Here is a 16,614-nt window from a genome sequence, read left to right on the forward strand (position 1 = left end):
TGACCGTATGATGACATTAATGTCATCAAGTCGGCCGGGCGGAGTTGCTATGATGAGGCGATGTTTCGGCAGCGATGCCGCCAGTACAGCGGGAGTGATAACGATGCGTATTCTGGTGATTGAAGATGACGCCGGCACCGGGGATTACCTGAAAAAAGGGCTGACCGAGGCGGGATATGCGGTCGACCTGGCGCGCAACGGCACCGACGGATTGTTCAATGCGCTGGAACACGGCTACGACGCTATCATTCTGGATGTGATGCTGCCGGGGCTCAATGGCTGGCAGATTATTGAGATGCTGCGCAAGAAGAGCGACGTGCCGGTGCTGTTTCTGACGGCACGCGACCAGTTGCACGACCGCATTCACGGGCTGGAGCTGGGTGCGGACGATTACCTCATCAAACCGTTTTCCTTTACTGAACTGGTGCTGCGCGTTCGCACCCTGTTGCGTCGCGGCGTGGTGCGCGAGGCGGATCACTACATGGTGGCGGATCTGCAACTGGATGTGCTGCGGCGTAAAGCCACGCGTCAGGATACGGTGATTCCACTGACCAACAAGGAGTTCATGTTGCTGCATTTGCTGGTGCGGCGCGAAGGCGAGGTGCTGTCCCGTACCCTGATCGCTTCGCAGGTGTGGGATATGAACTTCGACAGCGACACCAACGTGGTGGATGTGGCGGTGAAACGCCTGCGCGCCAAAATCGACAAGCCGTTTGACGTCAAGTTGATCCATACCGTGCGCGGTATCGGCTATGTGTGCGAGCCGCGCTCATGAACGTGTTTTTTCAGCGCTGGCGCGCCAGCTCGCTGACGTTGCGTTGCAGCCTGTTGTTCGCGCTGACGACCGCGCTGGTGGTCAGCAGCGTCGGCGGCTATCTGTACGGCGTTCTGCGTCAGGAAATGTATCGGCGCAGCGACGTGCAGGTTACCGGGCGGGTGGAGTACTACCGCCATCTGTTGGGCAGGAATTTCACCTTGCCGATGCTGACCGCCAACACCGGCATGTTCGAAAATATGCTGGGGAACGAGCAGGACGTGCTGCTGTTTTCCCTGCCGGGACAAAAGCCGTTGATTAACGTCAACCCGGCGCATATTACTCTGCCGGACATTCCCCCGATCGCGGTGGACGCGCCGCTGCAAACCGATGCGGTACGCGGCAGCCTGACGGAGCAGGGCGTACCGCTGCGGGCGATTGCCGCACAGGTGCGGCTGCATGACGGTCAGATGTTGCAGGTCACGGCGGCTCACGCGATGTTCAGCGAACAAAAGATGCTGGAGCACTATCTGTGGCGCGTGGTGGGGGCGGTGGCGATCGCCTTTGTGCTGATTGGCGGGCTGGGCTATCTGGCGCTGCGCCGCGGTTTATTGCCGTTGTGGCGGATGACGGCGCAGGCGTCGGCGATTGCGCCGAATACGCTGTCCACCCGGATCAGCGACGCGGATGCGCCGCAGGAAATGCGACAGTTGATTCGCGCGTTCAACGCCATGCTGGACCGACTGAACGACGGTTATCTGCGGCTGACCCAGTTTTCCGCCGATCTGGCGCACGAAATCCGCACGCCGATTGGCGCGCTGATGGGGCATTGTCAGGTGGCGCTGTATCAGCCGCGTAGCGCGGAAGAGTATGAGACGCTGCTGTCCGACAACATCGCTGAGCTGGAGCGAATGTCGCGCATGGTGGAAAACATTCTGTTTCTGGCCCGCGCCAGTCACGAGCAGCCGGTGCTCAATCGCGTGCCGGTCGAGGTGGCGACTGAACTGCGTCGGGTAGCGGATTACTTTGAGATGCTGGCGGAAGAACGCGGTATCGAACTGTTGTGCGAAGGCAATGCCCGGCTGGCGGTGGATGCGCTGCTGTTCCAGCGTGCGCTGGGCAATCTGGTCGCCAACGCGGTGCGTTACGCCAAAGCCGACAGCCCGGTGCGGCTGAGCGTAGCCGCATCTTCTGAGCGAGTGGTGGTCGAGGTGACTAACCTCGGTCCGGTGCTGCCGCCCGCGCAACTGGAACGCTTGTTCGACCGGTTTTACCGCGCCGACGCCACCCGCAGCGCCAGCAGCGATTCCAGCGGGCTGGGGTTGTCGATCGTACGGGCGATCATGACATTGCACGGCGGCGAGGTCATTGCCCGTTGCGATCCGCGCGATGCAACGATCGGGCGGATCACTTTCAGCCTGATCTTTCCTGCCAGTCATGACGGCAGGTGATGACGGCAGGTGATGAAGATCGTGCCGTGAGGACAGGATCCTCTGCATCGTGATGGCTGGCGCAAAACTCAGCCGGCGCCCGGTCGCCCCAGATAGCCGTCCCAGTCTTTCCACACCGGTTGCAGCCCGGCACGGGTCAGAGCAGCGGCCACCGCTTCCGGACGGCGGTCGTCGTGCGGGGTGAACTGCTCCAGTTCCGGGTGGTCGTCGGCGTAGCCGCCCGGCTGGGTTTTGGAAAACGCGCTGACGTTGTTGATGGCGATTGGGATCATGTGGTCGCGGAAGTGGGGCGATTCGCGCGTCGATAGCGACAGTTCCACATCGGGCGCCAGCAGCCGGAAGGCGCAGATCACCTGCATCAGTTGCGCTTCATCCATCAGCGAAGCGGGTTCGATGCCGCCGGCGCAGGGGCGCAGACGTGGGAACGATACCGAATAGCGGCTCTGCCAGTAAGTCTGCTGTAAATACAGCAGATGCTCGGCCACCATGTAGCAATCAGCGCGCCAGCTGTCGGACAGCCCAATCAACGCCCCCAGCCCGATCTTGTCGATCACGGCGCGCCCCAGCCTGTCCGGCGTCGCCAGCCGCCAGGCGAAATCCTGCTTGTGACCGCGCAGGTGATGGCGGGCGTAGGTCGCCGGGTGGTAGGTTTCCTGATACACCATCACGCCATCCAGCCCGAGGGTTTTCAACTCGGCGTACTCCGCCTGCGCCAGCGGCTGCACTTCCATCATCAGCGAACTGAACTGCGGGCGAATCAGCGGCAGCATCTGGCGAAAATAGTCCATCCCTACCTTACGCTGGTGTTCGCCGGTTACCAGCAGCAGGTGATCGAACCCCAGCGCTTTGATTGCCTCGCACTCGCGCAGGATTTCCTGCTCGTCCAGCGTCTTGCGCTTGAGGTGATTGCTCATGGAAAAACCGCAGTAGGTGCAGTCGTTGGCGCACAGGTTGGAGAGGTACAGCGGCACATAGAAGCTGACGGTGTTGCCGAAGCGCTGGCGCGTCAGCTGTTGCGCCCGCTGCGCCAGCGGTTCCAGCCAGCGGCCGGCGGCGGGAGACAGCAGCGCCATCATGTCCTCGCGCGTCGGCCGATCGGCGCATAACGCCCGTTCTACGTCGGCGTCGGTCTTGCTGTTGATGCGCAGTGTCAGGTCATGCCACTCCAACTGTTGCCAGCGCTGTTCAAACGACGGCGATTGATCGTGGGTGTCCATCAGTTGGCGGCCTCCGTATGCTGCAGAAAGCCGGTGAGCGGGCTGGTGGCGCTGGCGATGCGCTGGCGGTTGCCCAGCCCGGCCTGATGGGCGATAGCGCCGGCGTCTACCGCCAGCCGGAAGGCTTGCGCCATCTGCACCGGGTCGCGCGCCACGGCGATAGCGGTATTGACCAGTACCGCATCCGCGCCCAGTTCAATCGCTTCCGCCGCGTGGCTGGGCGCGCCGATGCCGGCGTCCACCACCACCGGCACCCGTGCCTGTTCGGTGATGATGCGCAGGAAATCGCGCGTTTGCAGCCCCTGATTGGAACCGATCGGCGCGCCCAGCGGCATCACCGCGGCGCAGCCGACGTCTTCCAGACGCTTGCACAGCACCGGGTCGGCGCCGCAGTAAGGCAATACCACAAAGCCGTCTTTCACCAGCTGTTCGGCGGCTTTCAGGGTTTCCACCGGGTCGGGCAGCAGGTATTTCATGTCCGGGTGGATTTCCAGCTTCACCCAGTGCGTGCCCAGCGCTTCGCGCGCCAGCCGGGCGGCGAACACCGCCTCCCCGGCGGTTTTGGCGCCGGAGGTATTCGGCAGCAGGTGTACGCCCAGCTCGCGCAACGGCGCCAGAATGGCGTCGCTGCCGCCTTTCAAATCCACGCGTTTCATCGCCAGCGTGATCAGTTGTGAACCCGAAGCGCGCAGGGCGTCCTGCATCAGTCGCGCGCTGGCGAATTTTCCGGTCCCGGTTAATAACCGGGAAGTAAAAGTGGTATCCGCAATCTTCAGCATTTCAACCTCCTGCGATTGCCTGAAACAGCAAAATGTCATCACCGTCGCGCAGCGGGTGTTGCGTCCAGGCATCACGCGGGATGATGGTTTGATTGATAGCCAGCGCCGTGCCGGGCTGCAGCCGGTTCAACTGGCTGAGCAACTGCGCCACGGTCAGCTCGTCCTGCAGTTCGATAACATCGTCGTTAAGCCGGATCTTCATGCCTGCTCTCCGCATACCGGGCAGGTAGACGAGCGCGTCAGTTGCAGCGTGGTCCACTGCTGTTGGCGCGCATCGAACAGCCGCAGTTTGCCGTCCAGCGGCGAGGACAAACCGCACAGCAGCTTGATCGCTTCCAGCGCCTGCAACGTACCCATCACGCCGACCACCGGACCGAGCACGCCGGCGGTGCGGCAGTTGCGCTGCGGTTCGCTGGCGTCCGGGTAGAGGCAGGCATAACAGCCGTGCCGATAAGGCGGCGTCAGCACCAGCAACTGGCCGCTAAAACCGACGGCGCTGGCGCTGATCAGCGGTTTTTGCGCCGCGACGCAGGCGGCGTTGACCGCGTGGCGGGTCGCCATGTTGTCGCAGCAGTCCAGCACCAGATCGGCTTGCGCCACCGCTTTCTCAAGTGGTTCGCCTTCCAGCCGGGTGGTCAGGGCCACGGTTTTCACCAGCGGATTGACGGCTTCCAGCGCGTGACGGGCCAGCACCGCTTTGGGGCGTGAAAGGTCGGCGTTGCGGTAGAGAATCTGACGTTGCAGATTGGAGATGTGCAGGGTGTCGTGGTCCGCCAGCAGCAGCGTGCCGACGCCGGCCGCCGCCAGATAGAGCGCCGCCGGCGAGCCGAGCCCGCCCAGACCCACCAGCAGCACCCGGGCTTCCGCCAGCTTCTGCTGCCCTTCCTGACCGATGTCTTCCAGCAGCAACTGGCGGCTGTAACGCATAAAGGCCTGATCGTCGAGCATGTTACGCCTCCCGTCCTTCAATCAGTCGCAGCAGCGTCGCAGTGGCGGCGCGCCAGTCCGCCGCTTGCGTGATGGCGCTGACCACGGCAATGCTGCCGACCCCGGTTTCCAGCACCGCCGGCGCCCGGTCAATGCTGATGCCGCCGATGGCGACGGTGGGAAAGCGCCCGTCCAGCGCGTGGATATGGCGGGCCAGTTCGGCCAGCCCTTGCGGCGCAGACGGCATCGCTTTGGTTTGGGTGGGGAAGATATGGCCCAGCGCGATATAAGACGGCGAGATAGCGACGGCGCGCGCCAGTTCGGCGGCGTCATGGGTGGAAACGCCCAGCCGCAGCCCGGCGGCGCGGATCGCGTTTAGATCGGCGGTGTCGAGATCTTCCTGCCCAAGGTGTACGCCGTAGGCCTGATGCTTCACCGCCAGTTGCCAGTAGTCGTTGATGAACAGCCGGGCCTGATGGCGACGGCCGAGCGCGATCGCCCGGATGATGTCGGGTTCGGCCCGATCCGCCGGCTGGTCCTTGATGCGTAGCTGGATGGTGCGGACGCCGGCTGCCAGCAGACGTTCGATCCATTCTACGCTGTCAACCACCGGATACAGCCCCAGCCGGGCGTCAGTAGCGGGAAAAATGCCGTTCATCAGCGTTCTTCCTGCGGCAGGCTGGTGGCGGTGTGGTACAGCTCGCTGCCGCGGGCGCGGAATTCGGCGGACATCTGCGCCATGCCGACATCCAGCGGTTGCGCTTGCACCTGCGCCTCCTGACGGGCGGCGTAGTCGCGCACTTCCTGGGTTATCTTCATCGAACAGAATTTCGGTCCGCACATCGAGCAGAAATGCGCCACCTTGCCGGATTCCTGCGGCAGGGTTTCGTCGTGGTAGGCGCGGGCGGTTTCCGGGTCCAAAGCCAGATTGAACTGGTCCTCCCAGCGGAATTCAAAACGCGCTTTGGACATGGCGTTGTCGCGGATCTGCGCGCCGGGGTGGCCTTTCGCCAGGTCGGCGGCGTGGGCGGCAATTTTATAGGCGATCAACCCTTGTTTGACGTCGTTTTTGTTCGGCAGCCCCAGATGCTCTTTCGGGGTGACGTAGCACAGCATGGCGCAGCCGAACCAGCCGATCATCGCCGCGCCGATGCCGGAGGTGAAGTGGTCGTAACCGGGCGCGATATCGGTGGTGAGCGGGCCTAAAGTATAGAACGGCGCCTCGTGGCAGTGTTCCAGCTCTTCGGTCATGTTGCGGCGGATCATTTGCATCGGCACATGGCCGGGGCCTTCGATCATCACCTGCACGTCGTATTCCCAGGCGATTTTGGTCAGTTCGCCCAGCGTGTGCAGTTCGGCGAACTGCGCTTCGTCGTTGGCATCCTGAATGGAACCGGGGCGCAGGCCGTCGCCGAGCGACAGCGCGACGTCATAGGCGGCACAGATTTCGCAGATTTCACGGAAATGCTGGTACAGGAAGTTCTCCTGATGGTGCGACAGGCACCACTTGGCCATAATCGAGCCGCCGCGCGACACAATGCCGGTCAGGCGTTTGGCGGTCATCGGTACATAGCGCAGCAACACGCCGGCGTGGATAGTGAAGTAATCCACCCCTTGTTCCGCCTGCTCCAGCAAGGTGTCGCGGAACAGTTCCCAGGTCAGGTTTTCCGCGATGCCGTTGACCTTTTCCAGCGCCTGATAGATCGGCACCGTGCCGATCGGCACCGGGCTGTTGCGCAGGATCCACTCGCGGGTTTCATGGATGTAGCGCCCGGTGGACAGGTCCATCACCGTGTCCGCGCCCCAGCGGGTGGCCCACACCAGTTTTTCCACTTCTTCTTCGATAGACGAGGTCACGGCGGAGTTGCCGATATTGGCATTCACCTTCACCAGAAAATTGCGGCCGATGATCATCGGTTCCGATTCGGGGTGGTTGATGTTGGCGGGGATGATGGCGCGCCCGGCGGCCACTTCCTGACGCACGAATTCCGGCGTGATGTTGTCCGGCAGCAGTGCGCCGAAACTGTGGCCCGGATGCTGCTGGCGCAGCACCTCGCCGCGCACGCGCTCGCGCCCCATGTTTTCACGGATGGCGATGAATTCCATCTCCGGCGTGATGATGCCCTGACGGGCGTAGTGCAACTGGGTAACGCGGCGACCGGCTTTGGCGCGCTTAGGCTGCGGCAGATGTTCAAAACGCAGATGGTCGAGGCCGATGTCCGCCAGCCGTTGTTGGGTAAAGCCGGAGCTGGCTTTCGGTAAGGCTTCGGTGTCGTCGCGCCCGGCAATCCAGTCGGCGCGCAGTTTGCCAAGCCCGCGGTGTACGTCCGGGGTAGTGGCCGGGTCGCCATACGGACCGGCGGTGTCATACACCGGCACCGCTTCGTTGGCTTCATAGCGCGGATTGTCGCGGCTGCCGCCCACCAGCGTCGGGCTAAGCTGGATTTCCCGCATCGGCACGCGGATGTCCGGCTGTGAACCGGTCAGATAAATGCGCTGTGAGTTGGGAAAGGTCGACCCGCGCAGCGTGTCGATAAACTGCTGGGCGGCGGCGCGTTGTTCGCGACGACCGGAGGATTTCTTTTCTCCGGAAACATTCTGTTCTGTAGACTGGGTTGGTTCTGTAGACATAGCAAGTTCCTGTTCATTAAAAGGAAAAATTGCTTGTCTGGAGCTCGGAGGGAGTAATGGCCGGATGCTGGCCCGCTGGCAACGGCAATCATGTGATGCCGGGTCTTGCGGCTGCGGCGGCAACGTGAACGTTGCGCCCGGGGCTGGCAGTGTGATTACTCTTGTTCCCTTCGCAGGTATTAACCTGATCAGGTTCCGCGGATCCCGAATTAACGGTCTCAGCCCACGCGCCATACGGCGTGTTGGGCACTCCGACAAGATATCGCCCCTTCACGGGGCGAACTAAAACTCTGACACTCTATGCGCTGTGACGGTGTGCCGTCAATGATCGAACATCAGTCGGATCAGGCTGTCTTCCAGGGTGAAGCGCATTGCCAATGCTTCACCCACGCCGGATAATGTCTGGCGAAATTCCTGACTGTCGACGGGCTCGATGAAAAACGCCAGATGGCTGTCGTAAATATCCATGATTTGCTGGGTGTTGCTGCGCAGCGCGACATCAAAGTGCGACGCCTGCGTCAGCTTTCGGTCGTTGCGCATGATGTTTTCCTGCAACATGCGTTCGTAGACATGGAAATGACCGACAGACAGATAGTCGACCAGATGATGGCAAAATTCATCCAGCGTCCGTGCTTCCGGTATTTTCCCTGTCTGAATGCTGAGCAGGTGGTAATAGGCCAACAAAAGATGTTTGCGGGCCTGCAACCACTGATCGATCAAGGCGTAATTGCCACCAACGTTCTCCGTTAGACGTTGTAACTGTTTCAGCATGGTTGACTCCGGGTATCGATAGGATGATGACAGTTAGTCGTGTCATTATTTATAACCATAGTCGTAAAACGCCAATCTGGTAATAAGCGGGGCAATAAAAGAGATGGAAGTGACGCTGAAGGGTGACGAATGCGGATGGTGGGTGGTGTATCACCGCCATCAGATCTGGCTGCCTCAGGGCGAATTGCCGCAGGGAACGGCGGCGCAGTGGCAGTTGCAGCAGCAGTCCGCCCGCCAGGTTGGCGAGTGGCAGGGGGAACCGGTATGGCTGGTGCTGCAGGATAAGACCAGCGACATGGGTTCGGTGCGCCAACTGCTGGATCAGGATGCCGGGTTGTTCCAACTGGCGGGCCGCGCGGTGCAGCTGGCGGAATTCTATCGTTCGCACCGGTTTTGCGGTTACTGCGGCCATGAGATGTCGGTCAGCACCACCGAATTGGCCTGCCTGTGCGCGCACTGCAAAGAGCGTTACTACCCGCAGATTGCCCCCTGCGTGATTGTGGCGATTCGCCGCGACGACAAGATTCTGCTGGCGCAGCACCTGCGCCACAAAGGCAACATGTACACAACGCTGGCCGGCTTTGTGGAAGTGGGGGAAACCCTGGAGCAGGCGGTAGCGCGGGAAGTGATGGAAGAGAGCAATATCCGCGTCAGGAACCTGCGTTACGTCAGTTCCCAGCCCTGGCCGTTCCCGCATTCGCTGATGATGGCGTTCATGGCCGACTACGACGGGGGCGAGGTGAAAGCTGACCCGTCCGAACTGCGGGATGCCGACTGGTTCCGTTATGATCGCTTGCCGGAATTGCCGCCGCCGGGTACGGTAGCCCGGCGTCTGATTGAAGACACGGTAGTGCTGTGCCGCGAGGCCGATCGTTGATCGGTCATCGCCAGCGACAATCATGCCTGCAAGCAGGCGTTACAAGGAAAAGACCATGACTGATCTGAAAAACGATCGCTATTTGCGTGCGCTGTTGCGTCAGCCTGTGGATGTGACCCCGGTATGGATGATGCGTCAGGCGGGGCGTTACCTGCCGGAATACCGCGCGACTCGCTCGCAAGCCGGTGATTTCATGTCGCTGTGCAAGAATGCCGAGCTGGCCTGCGAAGTGACGTTACAGCCGCTGCGACGCTACAACCTTGATGCGGCCATTCTGTTTTCCGATATTCTCACCATACCCGACGCTATGGGGCTGGGGCTGTATTTTGAAGCCGGCGAAGGGCCGCGCTTTACCTCGCCGGTCACCTGTCATGCCGACGTGGAAAAACTACCGGTGCCGGACCCGGAGCTGGAGCTCGGCTACGTAATGAACGCGGTGCGGACGATTCGCCGCAATCTGGCGGGCGCGGTGCCGTTGATCGGTTTTTCCGGCAGCCCGTGGACGCTGGCGACCTATATGGTGGAAGGCGGCAGCAGTAAAGCCTTCACCGTAATCAAGAAGATGATGTTTACCGAGCCGCGCACGCTGCATCTGTTGCTGGACAAGCTGGCGGACAGCGTGACGCTCTACCTTAACGCCCAGATTCGGGCCGGCGCGCAGGCGGTGATGATTTTCGACACCTGGGGCGGGGCGCTGAGCGGGGCTGATTACCGTGAATTCTCGCTGCATTATATGCACAAGATTGTCGACGGCCTGCTGCGTGAAAACGACGGCCGCCGGGTGCCGGTGACGCTGTTCACCAAAGGCGGCGGTCAGTGGCTGGAGGCGATGGCGGATACCGGCTGCGACGCGCTGGGGCTGGATTGGACCACCGATATTGCCGACGCGCGCCGTCGCGTCGGCGATCGGGTGGCGTTGCAGGGCAATATGGACCCGTCGATGCTGTATGCGCCGCCTGCCCGCATCGAGCAGGAAGTCGCTACCATTCTGGCCGGATTCGGCACCGGTAATGGCCATGTGTTTAACCTGGGGCACGGCATTCATCAGGACGTACCGCCAGAGCATGCCGGCGCTTTCGTCGAGGCGGTACATCGCTTATCCGCGCCGTATCATCAGGACCTCGCCTGATGGATATGCAGGCGCTGCGCGAAGAACAACGTGACAAAGCGGTTCAGGTGATTCGTCATGACGATGTGCCTTTTGAGCAGCCGACGCTGATCGCCGGCGCCGATGTCGGTTTCGAGCAGGACGGCGCGGTAACCCGCGCTGCGCTGGCCGTGCTGACCTATCCGTCGCTGCAACTGGTGGAATACCAGATTGCGCGTATTCCGACTATCATGCCTTATATCCCCGGTTTCCTGTCGTTCCGCGAGTACCCGGCTCTGCTGGCGGCGTGGGAACAGTTGCAGCACCGGCCGGATTTGCTGTTTGTCGACGGGCACGGCGTGTCTCATCCCCGTCGTCTGGGCGTCGCCAGCCATTTCGGCTTGCTGGTCAACGTGCCGACCATCGGCGTCGCCAAACGGCGCCTGTGCGGGCAGTTTGCGCCGCTGGCGGACGCGGTGGGCAGTCGTCAGCCGTTGCTGGACCGGGATGAGCAGCTTGGCTGGGTATGGCGCAGCAAGGCCCGTTGCAATCCGCTGTTTGTCTCCACCGGTCACCGTGTTGGTATGGACAGCGCGCTGCAGTGGGTGATGCGTTGCATGAACGGCTATCGCCTGCCGGAACCTACCCGCTGGGCGGATGCGGTGGCGTCCAACCGTCCGGCGTTTCAACGCTGGCAACGTCAGGCCGGCCTGTAGGATAATGCCGGGCAGGAAACTTTAGGAATTCAGGTATATGGCGGTGCGGCGATTTTCGTTACACTGCCGCCCATTATTATTGAGATGAACAATGTTACGTAACCCCATTCATTTGCGTCTGGAAAAGCTGGCAAGTTGGCAGCATGTCACCTTTATGGCCTGTCTTTGTGAACGTATGTACCCCAACTATCATGAGTTTTGTCAGCAAACGGGTTTTGGGGATGCGCAGCTTTACCGGCGCATGCTGGATCTGGTGTGGGAAACGCTGGTGGTCAAAGATGCCAAGGTCAATTTCGACAGTCAGTTGGAAAAGCTGGAAGATGCGATTCCTGCCGCAGACGATTACGACATTTATGGCGTATACCCGGCCATTGACGCTTGCGTTGCTCTGAGCGAGCTGTTGCATTCGCGTTTGAGCGGCGAAACGCTGGAACACGCGGTCACCATCAGTGAAACATCGATCCGTACCGTAGCGATGCTGGAGATGACGCAGGCGGGGCGGGAAATGACCGATGAAGAACTGAAGGTTGTGCCTGCCGTCGAAGAAGAATGGGACATCCAGTGGGAGATTTTCCGCCTGCTGGCCGACTGCGAAGAACGCGACGTCGAGCTGATAAAAGGCCTGCGCGCCGACCTGCGCGAGGCAGGAATTAGTAACATTGGGATAAATTTGTATCAATAACGCGATAAAACGTGATTTAAGGCCTGAAATGGCCTGTCTTTAGGCTTCACATCCGCACCCTGTCTGGTCTACATTTGGGGGGCGTAATAAAAGTGGCTGTCGGTGCGTGTATGCAGGAGAGTGCTACTACCCCCTAAATAATTCGAGTTGCAGGAAGGCGGCGACGCAGCGAATCCCCGTGAGCTTACTTGAGTAAGTGAATGGGGTGAGCGAGGAAAGCCAACGCACCTGTGGCTCGAAGTATGACGGGAGATGGCATATCCGTCGCACTCGATGCTTAGCAAGCGATAAACACACTGTAAGGATAACTTATGAATAAGACTCAACTGATTGATGTAATTGCTGACAAAGCTGACCTTTCCAAGACCCAGGCTAAAGCTGCCCTGGAAGCTACTCTGGCAGCGATCACGGAGTCTCTGAAAGAAGGTGATGCAGTACAATTAGTTGGTTTTGGCACTTTCAAAGTCAATCATCGTAACGAGCGCACTGGCCGCAACCCGCAGACTGGTAAAGAAATCAAAATTGCTGCCGCTAACGTGCCTGCGTTTGTGTCCGGTAAGGCATTGAAAGACGCTGTCAAATAAGCGCATGCTGATACAAGGTTTAAGCAGAGGGGCGATTTCGCCCCTTTTGCTTTTTTGCAGACGGCACATCCGCTTTGCCGCGCCGGCGCTGGTGTGCTGGCTGAGCGCCTGTAGTTCCTCGACGCCGCCGCCCGCCGTGTATGCCAGCGGCTACCTGGCCGATAGCGGCGTGGTGCGGTTGTGGCGTAAAGACGACGCGCAGCAGCATCTCACCACACTGGTGACAGCGCTCAGTCCGCTATCAGGAAAAGAAGCCCGGATTACCCGTTACCGCTTCCAGCAGGGCGCTTTGCGTGAGGTCCAGCAGACCAATTCTGCGTCGGCGCGGGAAGAGGTCAGGCTGCGTTTTGATCAGGCGGGAACCGTCAGTTACATGCAGCGCCAGTTGCCGGACCGGCGTGAGTCGCTGTCGGAAGACGAGATTGCGCTGTTCCAGTTCGATGCCCGGCGCTTGCTGGAACTGAGCGATTCTCTGCGCGCCGGCAAGGTATCGCTGATGCAGGGGCGCTGGAATGCAGGGCAGGTAACCACGTGCGACGGAAAAACGGTACGCCCGGAGCTGGACCGCTCTTCGCTGGCCTGGATCGCACAGCAAGCCGAACGCGCCGCCGGACCGCTTAGCATTGCCTGGCTGACGTCACCGGAAGGCACGCAGTTGTTGCAGGCGGCAGAGACGGATTTCTGTCGTTGGGAACCCACAGCCGAGGCGTGGTAGTCAGGGAAGAGAAGCGGTAAAACAAGAAAGGAGGGGCCAGCCCGTCAGGCATGACCCCTTGTTGAGATCTGCGCGCTATCGTCAGGCTTGCTGCTCGCGTGCGATGGCGCGATAGCCGATGTCGCTGCGACAGAAGCAGCCTTCCCAACTGATCGGCTTAGCCAGCTCGTAGGCGCGTTGCTGCGCTTCGGCTACGCTGTGGCCCAGCGCCGTCACGCACAATACGCGCCCGCCGTTGGTCACCACGTCGTCGCCATTCAGTTTGGTGCCGGCATGGAACACCTTGCCATCGGCCGCATCTTGCGTCGGCAGGCCCGAAATCACGTCGCCGTTACGGTAATCGGCCGGATAGCCGCCTGCCGCCAGCACCACGCCCAATGACGGGCGAGCATCCCAGTCAGAGGTCTTCTCATCCAGTTTGCCGTCGCAAGCCGCCAGACACAGCTCCACCAGATCGGATTTCAGGCGCAGCATGATCGGCTGGGTTTCCGGATCGCCGAAACGGCAGTTGAATTCGATCACCTTCGGCTGACCGTCCGGGGAAATCATCAGGCCCGCGTACAGGAAGCCGGTGTAGACATTACCTTCGGCCGCCATGCCGCGCACGGTTGGCCAAATAATCTGGTCCATTACCCGCTGGTGAACCTCATCCGTCACTACCGGCGCGGGTGAGTAAGCGCCCATGCCGCCGGTGTTCGGGCCGGTATCTTTGTCGCCAACGCGTTTGTGATCCTGGCTGGTTGCCATCGGCAGCACGTGCTCGCCATCCACCATCACGATAAAGCTGGCCTCTTCACCGTCCAGAAAATCTTCGACCACGATACGGTGACCGGCATCGCCAAACACATTACCTGCCAGCATGTCGGTGGCTGCATTTTCCGCTTCTTCCAGCGTCATGGCGACAATCACGCCCTTACCGGCGGCCAGACCGTCCGCCTTGATGACGATAGGCGCGCCCTTGCGGCGGATATAAGCCAGCGCCGGTTCGATTTCGGTGAAATTCTGGTATTCCGCCGTTGGGATGTGCTGGCGAGCCAGGAAGTCCTTGGTAAAGGCTTTGGAACCTTCCAACTGAGCGGCCGCCTGCGTCGGGCCGAAAATATTCAGACCGGCGGCGCGGAAGGCGTCAACCACGCCAATTACCAGCGGCGCTTCCGGGCCGACGATAGTCAGGCCGATGGCATTCTGGCGAGCGAAATCCAGCAGCGCCGGGATGTCGGTCACGGCGATATTCACGTTCTCCAGCGTCGGTTCCAGCGCAGTGCCGGCATTACCCGGCGCAACGTAAACCTTGTCAGCCAGTGGAGACTGGGCTGCTTTCCAGGCCAGCGCGTGCTCGCGGCCGCCATTACCAATAATCAAGATATTCATCGTCATAACTCCGGATTAGTGACGGAAGTGGCGCATGTCGGTAAACAGCATCGCGATGCCGTGTTCGTTGGCTGCGGCGATGACTTCATCATCGCGAATGGAGCCGCCCGGCTGAATCACGCAGGTGATGCCTACGGCCGCCGCTGCATCGATACCATCACGGAACGGGAAGAATGCGTCGGACGCCATGACGGAACCTTTGACTTCCAGACCTTCGTCACCAGCCTTGATACCGGCGATTTTGGCCGAGTAAACACGGCTCATCTGACCGGCGCCGATGCCGATGGTCATATTGTCGCGTGCGTAAACAATGGCGTTGGATTTAACGAATTTCGCCACTTTCCAGCAGAACAACGCATCGCGCAGTTCGGCTTCAGTCGGCTGACGCTCGGTGACCACGCGCAACTGGGCGGCTTCTACCATGCCGAGATCGCGATCCTGCACCAGCAGGCCGCCGTTGACGCGTTTGAAATCCAGCCCCGGCGTACGCTGTTGCCACTGACCGCAGGTCAGCACGCGTACGTTCTGCTTGGCGGCGGTGACTTTCAGCGCGGCTTCGCTGGCGGAAGGAGCAATGATCACTTCAACAAACTGGCGGCTGATAATGGCTTGCGCGGTGGCTTCGTCGAGTTCGCGGTTAAAGGCGATGATGCCGCCGAACGCCGATGTCGGGTCGGTTTTGTAGGCGCGCTCATAGGCGTCTAGGATCGAACCGCCAATTGCCACGCCGCAGGGGTTGGCGTGTTTGACGATTACGCAGGCCGGCTCGGCAAATTCTTTCACGCACTCCAGCGCGGCGTCGGTATCGGCGATGTTGTTGTAGGAAAGCGCTTTGCCCTGCAACTGCTGAGCGGTGGCCACCGATGCTTCAGCGACTTTCTCTTCTATATAGAAGGCGGCCTGCTGGTGGCTGTTCTCGCCATAACGCATATCCTGTTTTTTGATGAAGTTCAGGTTCAGCGTGCGCGGGAAACGGCCGGAAGGCTGGGTGGTATCGCCGTGATAGGCCGGAACCTTACTGCCAAAGTAGTTGGCGATCATGCTGTCGTAAGCGGCGGTGTGTTCGAATGCCTTGATTGCCAGATCAAAACGGGTTTCGTAAGTCAGAGAACCTTCGTTGGCGTCCATCTCGGTGATGATGGCTGTGTAGTCGCTGCTTTTAACCACGATAGCCACGTCGTTGTGGTTCTTGGCCGCGGAGCGCACCATGGTCGGGCCGCCGATATCGATATTTTCTACCGCGTCTTCCAGCGTGCAGTCGGCTTTGGCGACGGTCTGGGCGAACGGATAGAGATTCACGACCACCATGTCGATCGGCTGGATATGGTGTTGAGTCATGATGGCGTCATCCTGACCGCGGCGACCCAGAATGCCGCCATGCACTTTGGGATGCAGGGTTTTGACGCGTCCATCCATCATTTCCGGAAAACCGGTGTAATCCGAGACTTCTGTCACCGGCAGGCCGGCGTCGGCCAGCAGGCGTGCAGTGCCGCCAGTGGAGAGCAGCTCAATGCCTCGTTGTGACAGCGCCTGGGCGAATTCGACGATACCGGCTTTGTCAGACACGCTGAGCAAAGCACGACGGATAGGACGACGTTGTTGCATGATGGTTTGATCCCCTGACTTAGGTTCTTACTTTAAAGAGCGTTACGTGAATAGTGGCGGTCACATAAAGAAAAATACGGATTGAGTCACCGATATTCAGCTAACGCGCTCACGGATACGCGTCATTCATCAGGGGGGGAATTGTAGCGAAAACGTTTGCGTGATGCTCGCCAAATTTCAAAAAATGCCTGAGTTGTGGATAACTCTGTGCAAAATAAGGTATAAGCGGCACTTTTGCTGTGGAATGCAGCGAACGCGCGATTTAATCAAAAATACCGGTTGCGGCCTGCGAGGAACTCCCTATAATGCGCATCCACTGACACGGCAACGGCGATGAGCCGGCGCGGTGTGAGGCGGAGAAAACGAGAAAAAAGTCGTTGACTCTGAATGAGGAAAGCGTAGTATACGCCACCTCGCGACAGCAGGCTGTGAGCCGGTCGCACTGCT

Annotated in this window: 17 protein-coding genes and 1 riboswitch; of the genes, 8 read left to right on the forward strand and 9 right to left on the reverse strand. The window is 60.3% G+C overall.

Translation table 11 applies throughout. From position 1 onward, the window contains the following. Positions 1-103 precede the first annotated feature (103 nt). Both DXXMK7_RS01285 and DXXMK7_RS01290 read left to right on the forward strand, forming a co-directional pair. Complete coding sequence (locus tag DXXMK7_RS01285) at positions 104-775, forward strand: heavy metal response regulator transcription factor (RefSeq protein WP_038917507.1); 672 nt, start codon at positions 104-106, stop codon at positions 773-775. After that, positions 772-2,205: a heavy metal sensor histidine kinase gene (locus DXXMK7_RS01290; RefSeq protein WP_038917508.1), complete on the forward strand. Its 1,434-nt coding sequence runs from the start codon at positions 772-774 to the stop codon at positions 2,203-2,205. The genes DXXMK7_RS01285 and DXXMK7_RS01290 overlap by 4 nt, the downstream gene beginning before the upstream one ends. A 68-nt stretch (positions 2,206-2,273) precedes the next feature. Here DXXMK7_RS01290 and thiH read toward each other — a convergent pair whose 3' ends face one another. The 7 genes from thiH to DXXMK7_RS01325 form a co-directional block, all read right to left on the reverse strand. Then, on the reverse strand, positions 2,274-3,422 hold the full coding sequence (gene thiH / locus DXXMK7_RS01295) for a 2-iminoacetate synthase ThiH (RefSeq protein ID WP_038917509.1): 1,149 nt from the start codon (positions 3,420-3,422) through the stop codon (positions 2,274-2,276). After that, positions 3,422-4,201 carry a thiazole synthase gene (locus tag DXXMK7_RS01300; RefSeq protein WP_038917510.1) on the reverse strand — a complete coding sequence of 260 codons (780 nt, stop codon included), beginning with the start codon at positions 4,199-4,201 and terminating at the stop codon, positions 3,422-3,424. The genes thiH and DXXMK7_RS01300 overlap by 1 nt, the downstream gene beginning before the upstream one ends. Before the next feature lies 1 nt (position 4,202). Then, positions 4,203-4,403, reverse strand: coding sequence for a sulfur carrier protein ThiS (gene thiS, locus DXXMK7_RS01305; protein WP_038917511.1), 201 nt, complete (start codon positions 4,401-4,403; stop codon positions 4,203-4,205). Next, a complete protein-coding gene (locus DXXMK7_RS01310; protein WP_038917512.1) occupies positions 4,400-5,149 on the reverse strand; it encodes a HesA/MoeB/ThiF family protein in 750 nt (249 codons plus the stop codon). Before DXXMK7_RS01310 ends, thiS begins: the two co-directional genes overlap by 4 nt. A gap of 1 nt (position 5,150) precedes the next feature. Further along, the gene (thiE, locus tag DXXMK7_RS01315; protein ID WP_038917515.1) at positions 5,151-5,786 is read right to left on the reverse strand and encodes a thiamine phosphate synthase; all 636 of its coding nucleotides are present in this window, start codon (positions 5,784-5,786) and stop codon (positions 5,151-5,153) included. After that, entirely contained in the window at positions 5,786-7,759 is a 1,974-nt protein-coding gene (gene thiC, locus DXXMK7_RS01320; protein WP_038917516.1) for a phosphomethylpyrimidine synthase ThiC, read from the reverse strand. The genes thiE and thiC overlap by 1 nt, the downstream gene beginning before the upstream one ends. A 148-nt stretch (positions 7,760-7,907) precedes the next feature. Next, positions 7,908-8,023, reverse strand: a riboswitch (TPP riboswitch). 57 nt (positions 8,024-8,080) lie between these two features. Further along, complete coding sequence (locus DXXMK7_RS01325; RefSeq protein ID WP_038663305.1) at positions 8,081-8,530, reverse strand: Rsd/AlgQ family anti-sigma factor; 450 nt, start codon at positions 8,528-8,530, stop codon at positions 8,081-8,083. A gap of 103 nt (positions 8,531-8,633) precedes the next feature. Between DXXMK7_RS01325 and nudC the strand changes: the two genes are divergently transcribed. The 6 genes from nudC to DXXMK7_RS01355 all read left to right on the forward strand — a co-directional run bounded on the left by nudC (position 8,634) and on the right by DXXMK7_RS01355 (position 13,191). Next, positions 8,634-9,407 carry an NAD(+) diphosphatase gene (nudC, locus tag DXXMK7_RS01330; protein WP_038917518.1) on the forward strand — a complete coding sequence of 258 codons (774 nt, stop codon included), beginning with the start codon at positions 8,634-8,636 and terminating at the stop codon, positions 9,405-9,407. 55 nt (positions 9,408-9,462) lie between these two features. Beyond that, the gene (hemE, locus tag DXXMK7_RS01335; RefSeq protein WP_038917520.1) at positions 9,463-10,536 is read left to right on the forward strand and encodes a uroporphyrinogen decarboxylase; all 1,074 of its coding nucleotides are present in this window, start codon (positions 9,463-9,465) and stop codon (positions 10,534-10,536) included. Then, positions 10,536-11,210 carry a deoxyribonuclease V gene (gene nfi, locus DXXMK7_RS01340; RefSeq protein ID WP_082202678.1) on the forward strand — a complete coding sequence of 225 codons (675 nt, stop codon included), beginning with the start codon at positions 10,536-10,538 and terminating at the stop codon, positions 11,208-11,210. Before hemE ends, nfi begins: the two co-directional genes overlap by 1 nt. Positions 11,211-11,301: 91 nt before the next feature. Beyond that, positions 11,302-11,892: a YjaG family protein gene (locus DXXMK7_RS01345; protein WP_038917522.1), complete on the forward strand. Its 591-nt coding sequence runs from the start codon at positions 11,302-11,304 to the stop codon at positions 11,890-11,892. A gap of 311 nt (positions 11,893-12,203) precedes the next feature. Further along, positions 12,204-12,476 (forward strand): nucleoid-associated protein HU-alpha, encoded by a 273-nt coding sequence (hupA, locus tag DXXMK7_RS01350; RefSeq protein ID WP_012882985.1) that lies wholly within the window; start codon positions 12,204-12,206, stop codon positions 12,474-12,476. A gap of 4 nt (positions 12,477-12,480) precedes the next feature. Beyond that, positions 12,481-13,191 carry a DUF1481 domain-containing protein gene (locus DXXMK7_RS01355; RefSeq protein WP_082202677.1) on the forward strand — a complete coding sequence of 237 codons (711 nt, stop codon included), beginning with the start codon at positions 12,481-12,483 and terminating at the stop codon, positions 13,189-13,191. 81 nt (positions 13,192-13,272) lie between these two features. Here DXXMK7_RS01355 and purD read toward each other — a convergent pair whose 3' ends face one another. Next, positions 13,273-14,562: a phosphoribosylamine--glycine ligase gene (purD, locus tag DXXMK7_RS01360; protein ID WP_038917523.1), complete on the reverse strand. Its 1,290-nt coding sequence runs from the start codon at positions 14,560-14,562 to the stop codon at positions 13,273-13,275. A 15-nt stretch (positions 14,563-14,577) separates the two neighbouring features. Beyond that, positions 14,578-16,167 (reverse strand): bifunctional phosphoribosylaminoimidazolecarboxamide formyltransferase/IMP cyclohydrolase, encoded by a 1,590-nt coding sequence (purH, locus tag DXXMK7_RS01365; RefSeq protein WP_038663278.1) that lies wholly within the window; start codon positions 16,165-16,167, stop codon positions 14,578-14,580. Positions 16,168-16,614: the final 447 nt, after the last annotated feature.

It is taken from the genome of Dickeya sp. MK7 (genome assembly GCF_000406305.1).
Classification (GTDB): Bacteria; Pseudomonadota; Gammaproteobacteria; order Enterobacterales; family Enterobacteriaceae; genus Dickeya; species Dickeya fangzhongdai.